Below are 13,207 nucleotides of genomic sequence, written 5' to 3'. Positions count from 1 at the left end.
GCTGTGGCGGAACGCGGTGTAGGCTTATAGCGCTTCGTCGGCGGTGGCGCCTGTTTTTGCTGTGCCGATGATGTCGTTCATGTCTGCTCCTTAAGGTGTCGGGCGGGAACCTCCCGCCCGACAACCTCCACCAGGCGGCGGCCAAGCGGAGGGTACGGTCCGCGTGCGGATCGGGACGCGGTCGACCGGAGGATGGCGTGGCATGCTTTTGGGCCACGTCCGCAGGGCGGGGCGTGGATCGGGACGCTCCGGTCCGGTGCGTGAGCGAGCACGGTGGCAGGATGGTGGGGTCAGGCCGATGCTGGCATCCCGATCCGGATGGATGCGGACGCCCGGAAGGGTTGCCGCCGGGGCTTCGGCCCCGGCGTCCGTTGGCCAGGCCCCTCCATGGATCTGTCGCATACGGGAAAGGCCTTTGGATATATCATTTACGTATGGGACTGTCGGATTTGGAAAATATGGCGGACCACTATACCCGTCTCTTGCCTGACCCCTACCCTAAAGACAACTACTTTGGTGAGGAGGGGAATCGCAAGTATGAAGAGCAGCAAAGAGAAGTTGCACAAATACGGTCGCTCTATGAGAAATGGCCACAAGCGGTAGCCGATTTTTTCGCGTTGGCACAAAGCAACCTCTATGCCCTGTCTTTTACCTTCAACAGTCGAATCGGCAAGCATTACTTAGCAGATGACAGCCGGACCTTTTTACAACTCCTCGGAACACTAAACGAATTTGATGATACGGTTCGAGCAGAATTGGGTAACGAGCTAACAACCAATCCTCCCGAGCTCTTGTCACAGCTGAGATGCTACCGTGATTTCCTTCGTGACATGGAAGGCAGCGAGATTCCACCCGGGACGAAGAAGCTCAACACGTACTACTTGGACAAGATGGCGGTCTTCTCTCTCAAGCACCCGCCTGTCAACATCACGGACGAGCCCAGCGGTCGCGATCTGCAGCAAGTCGGCCAAGGATCATACGCCACTGTCTTCAGATTCCACAATAGGGATACCGGCGAGCTCCTTGCCCTGAAAAGAGTAAAAGACGGTCAGCCACCACAAGTGCTGAAACGTTTCAAACTTGAGTATGAGACCATGCACAAGTTCGCGGGATCACCCTTTATCGTCACGACCTTCAAGGCCGAGCCGGAAGCCGCTCCCCGTCAATATGTCATGGAATACATGCCCTTCACCCTTCTGAAATACATCAAAAGCAATAACAACAAGCTCTCTCTGCTCCAGAGGAAGGTCATAGCTCACCAGTTCCTACAAGGACTCAATGTTCTTCACCAGAACGGAATACTCCATCGTGATCTCAGCCCGAAAAATGTTCTCATTAACCCCGACACCAAGGGCGATCCAAGGTTCGCCGTTTATGTCAAACTGTCAGACTTCGGATTGGTCAAAATCAAGGACTCTTCACTCACCAGAACCGATACCTCAATTAAGGGGATGTACAACCGCCCAGACCCGCAGCTTGAGTCCTATAAAGACTATGCCATGCCCAATGAAATCCACGCAGCTGGCTGGATCATCAATTTTATTTTTTCAGGCAAAGACAGCCTCGATGAACGAAACACAGTTTGGCCGATAGTCAGAAAAGCGACCAGCAGTTCAATCAAAGAACGATACAAGAATGAATCAGAACTATGGGAAGCCCTGAATAGTTGCATTGAAGAGAGACTGCCAACGCAGGAACAACTCCCACCATTCCCTCAAAAGAAAAGAATCTTTTGAGAATATCTGCCGTTCCTGTTCCCCTGTATCCTGTCGATTAGGGGCATAGGCAGCCTAGTTGCCTCCAGAATCTTATCTGACTGCATTTCGCGCACTCCTTTACGACTTCGCCATGAGAGCATGTCGCTGGCCTCCTGTTGAGGTCGTCGGCAAGGCCATCGACGGGGGTGTATCTTTACTACACGATTCCGGACGGCAGGCCCTTCTCTCAAGCCTGGGCTTCATGCGCTTCGGACACCCAGAGATCGGCGGCCAGGCAAGTTAAACCGCCTAATCATATCGCCCCTGTTCCAGGAGACCAGAACGCGGCGGTTTCTTGTATTTAAAAAGGTAGTCTAATAGGTAATCGTCCCCCCGCCCTGCCTCTCGCTGAAGCCCACTCGGTGGGGGCTTTGTATATTCAGGGTTTCATTTCGAAAGAGAACAGTTACCGGCTTTCATATTGATACGCATTACCTACGCCGTGGGATTTAAATGGACACGCTTTACGGGACGGCAGATCAGCTATTGTCGCGTCAAGTGAATAGAAATCCGTCCAGCTTGACCTGTTCGTCCGACAAAAGCGGAAGGGAGAAGGTTGTACTCCGAGTTTCTCCAAATGGAACGTCTGACATCGCTGTTATGCCACCCAATGGAGAAGGGGGCAACGAGTTGTTCCTTGTATCGTACAAATTAAAAACAAACGGCGGAATAATGAGCTTCGCGGTTTTGTAGTACAGCCCTCTTCCTACGAATACCTTTGACCAGCCTGCATGAGCTATCCGCTCCGGGCGCTTGGGCCAGATCATGAGACGAAGTTTGTAGTATTTAGGGAAGTGTGTGTTCTCTCTATGTGTGAGGTAGTAATCCACCCCAGGCAGTTTCCCATATGGGAGGCAGGTGGCAAAATTCGATATCACCTGTTTGAAGAACGCCAACGGTTTAAATTGATTAACCGTGAAGCTGATTCCTGGGATCTCTCCATGTGTCCCCGACTTGTAAACAGGAGCGTCGGGTCCTGTACACCACGATTCGATTGCTGAGTAAAGATTAACGAACTCGGTGACGTAGTTCTGGCCCAGGTAGTTGTTGCATTCTTCGCAGATAGTGGTTAGGCCTGCTCCACGTTGGAGTTGCTTGTAGTGGACGTGCGCTTGTTTAAGGTCTTGCACAGAATTGTCCATACTCGTATGCATAGGGCTGCCCGGTTTGAGAAGTTCCTCGGCGGTGAATAGCAAGTGCTTATGGACATTCCCTGCGGACTGCGGAGGAATATGCTCAAAAGATAGTTTCCTATACCTGCCACAAATATGGCACTTGCCCATTACACGCTTATCAGCCATTTCTCAACTATAAGACAGGTATTTACCTTACACGAGTTTCCTAATACACTGGCCTTATATCGTGCCATGCGGCTCTCCCCGATTCCCTGTGTGGCATGTTTAACTGCCAGATAACCAGTGTCGGTCACCCTATCATCCCCTTATGCCCTACATCACCGATGACATCAGCCAGATACCCGACAATCACTCTTCGTATGGGCCTGCCCCAAAAAACCATCTGGAGGGATTGACCCTTGCCTTACATAAACACATCAATGTGGTAATAGACCAGAAAGGTACCATTCTCTGCTGTTGCTACTGTCTTACTTTGAGTTCAAGAGATGATAAGCAAATCTACTACTTAATAACTCTGTAAGTCTAGCTGCAGTAACTGTATAAAATGGAAAGAGGCACTATGGTTAGAGGAGGACCATAATGGGAAATGAGGAAGAGGAAACGAAGAGGCTTGAGAATCTGTTCTTCCCCTTTAATATCAATATAAATGATTGGTATAAGAGGGAAGAAAAGGAAAATATGGCCGGGAAACTGTGGGCGCCTTATTTTCTTGATCTTTTGCGCCGTTCTATATACGACGGTTGTTCCATTCCGGCCGCCAAAAAGAGAATAGAAAAGAGCATCCTAAATGATTGGCAGGTGGGTATTTTTGGAGAAATAGAATTGCGTATGGATGAGTTCCAGAATGCGCTGAACTCCATACAAGAGTTTGAACCACTGAATGTGAGAATCGGCTACCGGGCCAATAAGGGTGAAGTCCCAACTCTTTTTTTGAACCATCCAAGGATTGAAGAGCTGTTGAGACCGTTTGAACAAAGACTAACTGATTTCAGGTTTGATCAGTTTGCTCTCCAAGAAGGTAGTGTCCCGGATTGATTTCGTCGTTATGATTCTATTCAGTTGACAGTTTCTCATTGACGGGCTGAACGTTTTTTAATAGTGAGTCCGTACAGAGATAAGGTGCGATTTTATTTGCTTGTTTGTGCTCCACAAACGGAACCTATGACTAACAAGGTGGTTCCTTGTTCAGAACTAGAATAACGCGTGCTTGACTGCGCGACGTTTACATGGCTTATCAGGTTGTAGCTTGTCTCTGCCATTTAGCCAGTTTTCGTGAACTAGAAATGGTCATCTGACATGCTGACCGTCAAACGGTCGTTTTTTAGAAGCGACTTCCTTTAGACTTCATTGCAACTCTGCCCTAATCAGCAGAATAGTGGGTCTTGCCTATATTCGTCATTCTTGCCTGCCAGTATCCTGCCGATCAGGGGTATGGGCAGCCCGTAGGCCTCCAGGATCTTCTCGGGCTGCACCACACGCACCCCTTTATGGCTCCGGTATGAGAGCATGCTGTCGACGGCCTGTCTGAGATCGTCGGCGCTGTCGTAGATGTAGGCCTGTGTTGTCGCCAGCGACTCGTGGCCAAGGAGGGACTGCACCTTGACGACATCCCCTGTTGCCTTCCACACATCAGTGGCGAACCTTCGTCTGAATGAGTGAGGAGGCCACCCCGTCCCTTTCTTGACCAGGGCATAAGCCGTATCGGAGCAGATATGCCCCTCATGCTGGCCAGGAAAGAAGTACCCGTGCGGCAGGACTGAAAGCTCCCGGGTCAGCCCATCACTCAGGGGCACCATCCTGTCCTTGTCGCCCTTGCCGTGGACCAGCAGGCTCATGCCGGCCAGGTCCTCCATAAGGTCATTCGTCCTAGCGACTATGGCCTCGGATCTTCGCAACCCCGCTTCAGAAAAGAGCCTGATCAGGAGCCGTACCCGGGGATCGGGGTGGTTCAATCCCCGGTCAACAGCCGCCTGCGGGGCGGGCTTCTGCTTCTTGCGTCGTCGTTTGACTGCGGGAATGCCCTCCATCGGATTGTCCTTTATGGCACCTTCCCTGTACAGCCAGCTGTAGAAGGATCTGAGGGAGTTGACGTCGGATCTGATTGCACTTGTTGAAACCCCCCTGGTCAGCCAGGCAAGGATATCTTGGGTCTGCACTTCCTCGGGGTTCATCCTGACGAAGATGGCGAACTGAGTCACGAGATACCACCAGTGCTCCACCGTGGCGGTAGTGTCTCCGTGAGCCCGTAGCGAGGACACCCAATCATCCACACTACTGATCCATCCGCTTGGTGGCTGCCTATGCTCAGGAAACTCCATACCCGCTCTCCTTGCCATACACATAAAAAAAGCCGGCATGGCCGGCTAAATCGCTACGAGGCGTCAATAAATGATTATCGTACAGGCATAATAAGTCTGAGAGCAATGAGCATTACTCTTAACTCGATTTCAGGCCAGATAATCCTATTCTTTTCTTCCTGCAATCCTTTAAGTCGTGGGTTGTGGGTTCGAGTCCCACGGGGGGCACTTTAGGAGTATGGGGTGCTGGTTATGCACTTTAAGCAGAATCGGCGAGCAATATGTAGCCCATGGTGTTGTCATGTCGCCGTTTGCGGCGGGAGGCTATTGCATTCTCCCCTGCTATAACTGTTGCTTGGCCTTGGCCAGGGAAGTGGCGCCTATGAAAGCGCTGGTGACCATCATGAATGCTCCGAGCCTTCTAGCTTAGCCGTCACAGTCTGTATGCAGACAAAGGCTGGAGCCTACAGCTTTTTGAGCATGCCGGCCCTCATGCCTGGTTGCTCAATCACAGTCGGATCTTTAGCGGATTTGCATCCTGCTGGTCTCGGTCCTGCTTTACGCCTTCACTCACAACACCCCCTCAAAGCAAGCCATAAGAATGGCCCTCCTGAGGGGAAACCGGTCTTGCCGCATCGCCCTCGCGGCAGGCTGCAAGCCAAGAATACGGGTTTTGCGTCTGCTCACACAGGCGAAGAGCGCACCAGAACCCCCACCCCTTGTTCATTGACTGCGTTTGGCGGGTTCCGAGGGGCCTGCCACGCTTGTCTGATCGGGGAAATGGATGAGCGGGTGCTGCGGAGCGCCTGTGACTGTTCGATGGCACGACCGTCAAAGGCCATGGCCGGATATGCCAGGACCGCAGGGAGGACGCAGCGCATGCCCTGGAATCAGAGTTGGACTTCATGCAGACGGCCCGCCTGGCTGAGAGGGGCAAACACACGAATAAACTTTGACGCAACGTGCGGGCCATGGCACGTCTTCTGAGCCAGCCCCTCAGGTGTGTTGCGCGGGCTATGGCGCAACGCCACCCGGCCGACGGGGTCTATCGACCATGGAAGGTCGGATTATCCGCAGACCAATCCAACCTGCCGGATATGGCCACAATCTAATAAACCAGCAAAAATGTAGTTATGTCCGAGCACTAATCATGGGGGGGGGGGGGTAAGGACCTGCATGTGCCATAGAGAGCCACTGCGCGGCCAGCCAGCGGACAGCAGCGGCGCATAAATAAGAAGAACAATGTAGCCGACAGCGGTGTTCATCAGAAGACAGAAACAGTTGACCATGATATTCGGATGCATCTTGTGCAGAATCCATATGACCGGTTTGCTGGTGATGCCATGGACTCCTTCAGCTGCTAGTGTAAGGCGATTTGCCTTCAAGCCGAGTTGAAGCAATACCATTCAACCATCCAGGGAGAAAGGCTCACAAATGGCGAAGAATCGTTGGAAGGCCCTAGCCACACTGGCGGTGGCCCTGCTGCTGTGTCTGGGACTCGGGGCTTTGATCTGCTATGCGGCCTTGGAACCATCTTCGGCACTGGACCAGACCAGGGTCAGGACCCAGGAAGGAGCCGCCATGCTGGGCGGGGATAAAGCCGGGCGGGCATACGCCAAACCGCGGCACATAGGAGCCGCAACCAAGAAGGTCTTCCTCAACGCCAGCCGGAATGTCGACGGGAACACCTCCTCCCTGGCCAAGGAACTGATGGGAGGTCAGGACTACAAACAGGTCAACCTGGCTGAATACCACATCCCTCAGGTCGGGCAGGGCGACGGGGACTTCAACCGCGTCTGGGAACAGCTCAAAGGAGCGGATGTGATTGTCATCGGCACGCCCGTCTACTGGTCCAACATGTCCGGATACCTGAAGACCTTCATCGACCACGTCGATGTCAACGATGATCTCAAAGGAGCCGACCTCTACCTGATCGTACAGGGGTCGGACAGTGACCAGACCAGGGCCATCAACGCCACTTACGGCACCTTGGACCGCGTGGCCAGACGGTTCGGGCTCAATCTCGTCGGCATCGCCCAGAGCAAGGACCAGGCTCAGCACTTGCAGGCAGTCATGCTAGGAAAGTAGGCTGCGCCGATCACCGGCACGACAAGGCTGTGGCATCTGGTCATTGCCTCTCAGCACCGGCCCCGGGCTGAACAATGAAGAGTGACAAGGAAAGGAAAACCATGAACCTGCTTATTCTTGCAGCATACGGACAGATAGCCCGCATCGTCGAAGACCGCATCCTGTCCGAACCGGAATTCAAAAATGTCACACTCACCCTGGGACTGAGAAAGAGCGACCGTCTCCGCAGGCTCGGGGCCAACCCCCGTGTGACCGTGGCCGAGGTCGACCTGGAAAACCGGAGAGACATCGATGCCGTCATGAAGGGACAGGACCTGGTTTTCGTGGACGTCGTCGACCACGACCCCGACAACGCCATGACCCGCAACGTGATAGCCTCCATGAAGGCCAATAAGGTGGGCCGCGTCATCTTCGCCAACGTCGCCGGCATCTATGGCGAGGTCCCGGGGGCCTTTGGCAGATGGAACGCGGAGATGGTCGGCAGGGGTCTACCCACCGCCGCAGCCTCCGACCGCCTTCTGAGAGAATCAGGCCTCGACTACACCACCCTCCGCCTGTGCTGGCTGACGAACCGCGACGAGGTCCGATATGTCACCACAAAGCGGGACGAGACCTTCAAGGGGGTATCCGGATCCAGGAAGAGCGCAGCCGACCTGATCCTGCGTATCGTCAAGGACCCGGCCATCGGCGCGAATGACAGCCTGGGAATAGCTGACCCCACCACAGAAGGATCCGACCGGCCCGTCTACTGAGAGCGTCTTGGAGCCAAACCGAAACACGAATCGGCTTAGAGGCCGCCACCTCTGATGGCGGGGATGGGATTATGCCCATGCCCGTTATAGAAACCAGGCAGCGGAATCTACTTGCCTCCTGCAGGCAGGTCTTTGGCGATTCTCGACGTATAAGTGCCTTGCCGCCAGTCAGCCAGGTTGTCTATGACTAGATGCGACGCTTGGCCCTCGACACAGCCACATTGAGCAGGTTGGCGGTTGGGTTCACCCATGATCGCGACCCGCCGCCTTGGTTGCCTGGTCGACCGCCAAGAGCCAGGAAGGCCACATCAGCCTTCCTTCCCTGGGAGGTGCGGCCGGATGTTGTCGCGGAAAGGCCTAGGGGCGATTCAGCCGGATCTTCAGCGGTATCATCATCCTCATCAATGTCGTCCAATTCTTCTTTGCCGCTGTCGACAAGATTCTCCCCATGGAAGAGGAGACCACCGAAACGACGATGTTCTTCATAGCAACCACCAGGGCGGCCGTCAGGACGGATATACCGTTTACGTCTGTAGCGCCTCCATATGTGATCACCGTCACCAGAGAGACGGTGATCGCATCGACAAGGGCGCAGGCCAGCCAGACAAGCATTGAGTCCCACGTCTTCTTGAAAAGACCAGCCTTGACCATGTAGGCATAAGGCAGGTAGACGGAGTTGGCGGCCAGGGACAAAAGACATTGGTGGGCAACCCGCACAAGGCTGCAACCAGGGGCCTGGCAGGCAGGCGATGACGGTGGTGCCGACCATATCCAGGAAGAGCGGAAGCTTCAATGTCGAGCTCAGCGTACTGCCGACGACATTGATTCCTACTGCAATGGGCATCAGAACCAATGATTTCATAGAGAACTGTGCAGCGATACCCGTTAAAAACGATCTTGCCGTCATTCTCTGCGCAGCCTTTAGTTCTTGCTTGGTTTCCCTTGCAAACAACCAACTATCGTTGCCATCGGGCCGCTGACGTCATTTTGAGAGAATTCTTTCTCAAAAAACTTTCTCAAACTGAAAGAAGCAACTCTCCAAGGATGTGTCAAATAGGGCAAAAACTGCGAATGCCGACGGCCGGCGGCCTGAACCATACGGCGGCGGACACATGGCGGCAGGGAATCGGACGGCCATCCGAGATGTGGCCATCAAAGAAACCTACCAGCTGAACGCCGATGTCTGGATATTATTTGCGACGCAACCGTTCTTTGCAAGGCGGGCAGACTCAAGCAGGATCATCCGGTTGCCCTGGCCGGGGATTGCCTCAGCGATCGCAGCTTGGATGCAATCATGATGCCCAACATCGAGGCGGCCAGATACGCCGCCGGCTGGCTTGCACGGCATTCCAAGGCTCGGATCGCCATGATCATGGCTTCGGCCGACCACTATGTGCGCGACAGCGCCGAACCCGGTCTCATGCCGGAATGCATCGCGCGCTCACGTGACCGCAATACCGACTTGCTGCTCCATGGATGCCTTCCGGCTCTGCAGAACCATGGCCTCCCCGCCGACTGGGACATCAGCATCGCAGTACCGGGACGGGTTCAGGTCGTCTGTTTCGACAACACCCGTGAATCCCGCTATTCATCGCCCCCGCTCACCACCGTCGATTCTTTTATTGCGAAGTATGCGCTGATGGCTGTAGAGCCGCCGATAGCACGTATTGAGGGATACGATGCTGGCCCGCAGGTGTTGACGGACTGGCTATCGTCTGGCCGAGCGGGACACCACGCGCCGCTGACTGGAGGCCGACTCACAGCACAAGGGCAGTGCCGCGGCTTCCGTTCTGTCTGCTCTTTGAAGGTTCATGAAGTGATTCTAATTGCCGGTATTTCTGCAGCGGACGGCAGGCGGCAACCAGGAGGATTAAGGCGATCAGGCTGCCGATGATGCTGATATCGCATAAGGACACCAGCGCATTACTTGCCGACCGCTTGACCGCGAGTCCAGCAGCAGGAGCCCATCCATTTCAGATGCCCGCCGCCCCTTTCCGGCGACAGAAAGGTGCCATCGCACTTGGAAGCCCTGATCCCTGGCATACTAATCGTTTACCGCCTCTGAAAAACGTTTCGCCATAGTATGCCTTGGAGATATGGTCACCGGAAAACGCGGCTGGCATAGACGCTGAAAATTATATTCCTGAAATGCGGATCTGCGTTTTTCGAAGCCTGAGCCAGCACTTCATTGATCTTCTGCCCTCCGAAGTATGCAATGGGTTTGCCTTCACCGTCTTTGGCGGTGGTTGAGTTCAGGAAATCCTTATCCGCCAGAGTCTTGTAGTCGGCCGGAAACGTTCCCGCGCCGACCCTTAGATTGATGGCGCCAAGGTCATGGGACGCATATTCTATGAACTTATAGGCAACGTCAGCTTTGGATGCCTTGTCGATCACCGCTAGGACGGAACCGCCATTCTCTGAATTGTGCTTCTCCCCTGCCTTTCAAACAGGCATGGGCACCACCCGCCATTCTCCGGCCGTCCGAGGAGCTGAGGACACAAGATTCGGCAGTATCCACGCTCAGCTGAGCAGGGCAGCCGTCGACCAGTCGCCCAGGCTGTGATTCCATTCGTCGGACCAGACGGAAAGCTTCTTATCGACAAGATCCTCTCTGACATCTTCTGCCAGTAGTCGATGAACCTCTGGGTCCCCTTGTCGCCTGTCAGGTTGATGGTGACATTCCGCCCATCGTCTGAGGCGCTATAGGGGTGGCCTCCGAATGCCCAGATCATGGATTTGAAGAAGCCTGCATCGCCCGCGTCGGCCTCGATGTACGAACCAGCTGCATTGATCTTCCTAGCAGCTTCGCAATATTCATCCCAGGTCCTCGGAGGCTCCCCCACTCCCGCCCTGTCGAGAACCTCCTTGTTGCAGAACAGAGCCATTGGGCCGGGGTCCATGGGCAGACCGTAGATGCCGCCGCTGATGGCCTACGAAGACCAAGTGCCTCTGGCATAGTCCTTGCTGATACCCTTTACATTTTTATCTGGTACCCAGGAAGGTCTTCGTAGCTGAATTGCGCGGCATCAGGCAAGCCGGAGCCTGCGGCAGCAGCGTTGTTCAGCGATTTGCACTGATCGTTGCCGACGACGGCTGCAAAGGTGCACTTTTAACGGCCATGGCTCTCTTGAATGCGGGTGCAAGGAGGGCACGGCACTTCGCTCGCCCTGGCGACACCCTCGGACTGGGAGAGTGTTGGTGCGCGTGGTACGGTGATAGGCACGGCCGGGCTGTCCCCGGCGCGCGGCCACAGCCCGGCCAGGGGGGGTCCAGGGCACGGTTGCGACTCTGCGGAAAAGAGGGTTTTTCTATTATGCGTCAGCGTCCGAGCTTGGCGGCCGCCGCTCTGGCCATCCTCCTGGCCCTGTCTTGCGCTCCTGCCCTGGCCGGAGGATTCAGCAGCCCATCGGAAGCAGCCACACCCGCCACCCTGGGAAACGCCAGGCAGGAAGAATACAAGCCCCCCCGCGCGGATAGCCGACAGTTCGATGCCGCTGGCAGCACGCTGACCGCAGCCCCGTCATCATCCCCGCTGGCCACGTCCTCGCCCCTGAGCCACACGACCCTGACGCCTGCATCACCCACGCGCGGCACTTCCGGCGATGCTGCCACAGCCCAGGCCCGGTCCCCCGCAGCCTGGACGGTCAGCTTCGACACGGCAGGCGGCGGCAGCGTCGACCAGCAGACCATCCCCGACAGGGGGCAGGCCAGCCGGCCCAGCCCCGACCCGTCCAGGGGCGGATACCTGTTCGACGGCTGGTTCCAAGGCGACATCGCCTACGACTTCACCCAGCCCGTCACCAGCAGCATCACCCTCACCGCCCGATGGACCAAGGCAGACACCCAGCACTGGGCCATCAGCCCCACCCAAGGGCCCGCAGCCGGAGGCGCCAAGTTCACCCTCACCCCGCCCGCACAGCGCGGCATCAAATTCAGCCAGGCCAGCCTAGGCTACATGCATTCCGCTGCGATCGGCTCCGACGGCAGCCTCTACACCTGGGGAAGAAACATTGAAGGCCAGCTAGGCGACGGCACCAACAGCGACCGGACAAGGCCAGTCATGGTCGACAAGCCCCAAGGCGCATCCGACGGGTTCACATGGACACAAGTCAGCCTAGGCGACTATTATTCTGTGGCCATGGGCTCGGACGGGCAGCTCTACGCCTGGGGAAGCAACAACTACGGCCAGCTGGGCGACGGCACCACCACCGACCGGACAAGGCCAGTCCAAGTTGAAAAGCCCCAAGGCACATCCGACGGGTTCACATGGAAACAAGTCGACATTGGCTGGTATCATTCCGCAGGCATCGGCTCGGACGGCAACCTGTACACCTGGGGATGGAACTATTACGGCCAGCTGGGCGACGGCACCACCACCAACCGAAACACGCCGACCCGGATCGCCAAGCCCGCAGGCGCGCCAGACGGATTCACATGGAAACAAGTCAGCCTGGGCGGCCGCCATTCCGGGGCCATAGGCTCGGACAACAACCTGTACACCTGGGGATGGAACAGCAATGGTCAGCTGGGCGACGGCACCACCACCGACCGAAACAGGCCGGGCGTGGTCGACAAGCCCCAAGGCGCATCCGACGGGTTCACCTGGACACAAGCCAGCCTAGGCGGCTGGCACTCTGCGGCCATGGGCTCCGATGGCCGCCTCTATGCTTGCGGATTGAACTTCAACGGGCAGCTGGGCGACGGCACCACCACCGACAGCTACAGGCCGGTCCAGGTCGTCAACCCCTCAGGCGCGCCCGCCGGGTTCACCTGGGAACAAGCCAGCCTAGGCAACTCTCATTCCTCAGCGTTCGGCTCGGACGGCCAGCTCTACACCTGGGGATGGAACCAGTACGGGCAGCTGGGCGACGGCACCACCAACGACAGGAGCACGCCGACCCTGGTCGGCAAGCCCCAAGGCGCGCCCGCCGGGTTCACCTGGAAATACGCGATCCTAGGCAGGTATCATTCCGCAGCGTTCGGCTCGGACGGCAACCTGTACACCTGGGGCGAGAACAACCCTGGCCAGCTCGGACGTGACGTCACCGAAGCCACGCCACAGGGCAGGCCGGGCGTGGTCGTCTTCCCTGGCGCCGCCACGCCTACTGATGTCCTGTTCGGCCAGGCCAGGGCCATGGGTGGGATCACGCCTAACCCTGATGGCACCTGGCAGGCGT

At 56.2% G+C, this 13,207-nt stretch carries 11 protein-coding genes and 1 pseudogene; 6 read left to right on the top strand and 6 right to left on the bottom strand.

Annotated features, from left to right (window positions below; genetic code table 11):
* The first annotated feature begins 434 nt into the window (after positions 1-434).
* A complete protein-coding gene (locus J3T95_RS04690) occupies positions 435-1,736 on the top strand; it encodes a protein kinase family protein (RefSeq protein ID WP_267450606.1) in 1,302 nt (433 codons plus the stop codon).
* Positions 1,737-2,251: 515 nt separating this feature from the next.
* On the opposite strand, the gene J3T95_RS04685 is transcribed toward J3T95_RS04690, so the two are convergent.
* Positions 2,252-3,058 carry a hypothetical protein gene (locus J3T95_RS04685; protein ID WP_267450605.1) on the bottom strand — a complete coding sequence of 269 codons (807 nt, stop codon included), beginning with the start codon at positions 3,056-3,058 and terminating at the stop codon, positions 2,252-2,254.
* Positions 3,059-3,472: 414 nt separating this feature from the next.
* Between J3T95_RS04685 and J3T95_RS04680 the strand changes: the two genes are divergently transcribed.
* A complete protein-coding gene (locus J3T95_RS04680; RefSeq protein WP_267450604.1) occupies positions 3,473-3,928 on the top strand; it encodes a hypothetical protein in 456 nt (151 codons plus the stop codon).
* A gap of 329 nt (positions 3,929-4,257) precedes the next feature.
* On the opposite strand, the gene J3T95_RS04675 is transcribed toward J3T95_RS04680, so the two are convergent.
* Positions 4,258-5,211 (bottom strand): tyrosine-type recombinase/integrase, encoded by a 954-nt coding sequence (locus tag J3T95_RS04675; RefSeq protein WP_267450603.1) that lies wholly within the window; start codon positions 5,209-5,211, stop codon positions 4,258-4,260.
* A 1,413-nt stretch (positions 5,212-6,624) separates the two neighbouring features.
* Between J3T95_RS04675 and J3T95_RS04670 the strand changes: the two genes are divergently transcribed.
* Complete coding sequence (locus tag J3T95_RS04670; RefSeq protein WP_267450602.1) at positions 6,625-7,278, top strand: flavodoxin family protein; 654 nt, start codon at positions 6,625-6,627, stop codon at positions 7,276-7,278.
* A gap of 101 nt (positions 7,279-7,379) precedes the next feature.
* Positions 7,380-8,030, top strand: a complete 651-nt coding sequence (locus J3T95_RS04665) for an NAD(P)H-binding protein (protein WP_220236483.1) — start codon at positions 7,380-7,382, stop codon at positions 8,028-8,030.
* Between the two features lie 187 nt (positions 8,031-8,217).
* Here the strand turns inward: J3T95_RS04665 and J3T95_RS04660 are convergent, their stop codons facing one another.
* Together J3T95_RS04660 and J3T95_RS09235 are read right to left on the bottom strand one after the other, a co-directional pair.
* Positions 8,218-8,445 carry a hypothetical protein gene (locus J3T95_RS04660; protein WP_258561494.1) on the bottom strand — a complete coding sequence of 76 codons (228 nt, stop codon included), beginning with the start codon at positions 8,443-8,445 and terminating at the stop codon, positions 8,218-8,220.
* 9 nt (positions 8,446-8,454) lie between these two features.
* Positions 8,455-8,937, bottom strand: a pseudogene (locus tag J3T95_RS09235) (ECF transporter S component); the annotation flags it as partial.
* A gap of 387 nt (positions 8,938-9,324) precedes the next feature.
* Here J3T95_RS09235 and J3T95_RS04650 point away from each other — a divergent pair.
* A complete protein-coding gene (locus tag J3T95_RS04650) occupies positions 9,325-9,924 on the top strand; it encodes a substrate-binding domain-containing protein (RefSeq protein WP_267450600.1) in 600 nt (199 codons plus the stop codon).
* Between the two features lie 206 nt (positions 9,925-10,130).
* On the opposite strand, the gene J3T95_RS04645 is transcribed toward J3T95_RS04650, so the two are convergent.
* On the bottom strand, positions 10,131-10,424 hold the full coding sequence (locus J3T95_RS04645) for a hypothetical protein (protein ID WP_220236485.1): 294 nt from the start codon (positions 10,422-10,424) through the stop codon (positions 10,131-10,133).
* A 2-nt stretch (positions 10,425-10,426) separates the two neighbouring features.
* Entirely contained in the window at positions 10,427-10,945 is a 519-nt protein-coding gene (locus J3T95_RS09230; RefSeq protein WP_416378747.1) for an extracellular solute-binding protein, read from the bottom strand.
* A gap of 398 nt (positions 10,946-11,343) precedes the next feature.
* Here J3T95_RS09230 and J3T95_RS04640 point away from each other — a divergent pair.
* Positions 11,344-13,207: RCC1 domain-containing protein (locus J3T95_RS04640; RefSeq protein WP_267450599.1), on the top strand; the 1,864-nt coding region annotated here is incomplete at its 3' end.

This window comes from Bifidobacterium sp. B4079 (genome assembly GCF_026537385.1).
In the GTDB taxonomy this organism is placed as follows: domain Bacteria; phylum Actinomycetota; class Actinomycetes; order Actinomycetales; family Bifidobacteriaceae; genus Bombiscardovia; species Bombiscardovia asteroides_I.
This window is presented reverse-complemented; position numbering and strand designations above follow the sequence as displayed.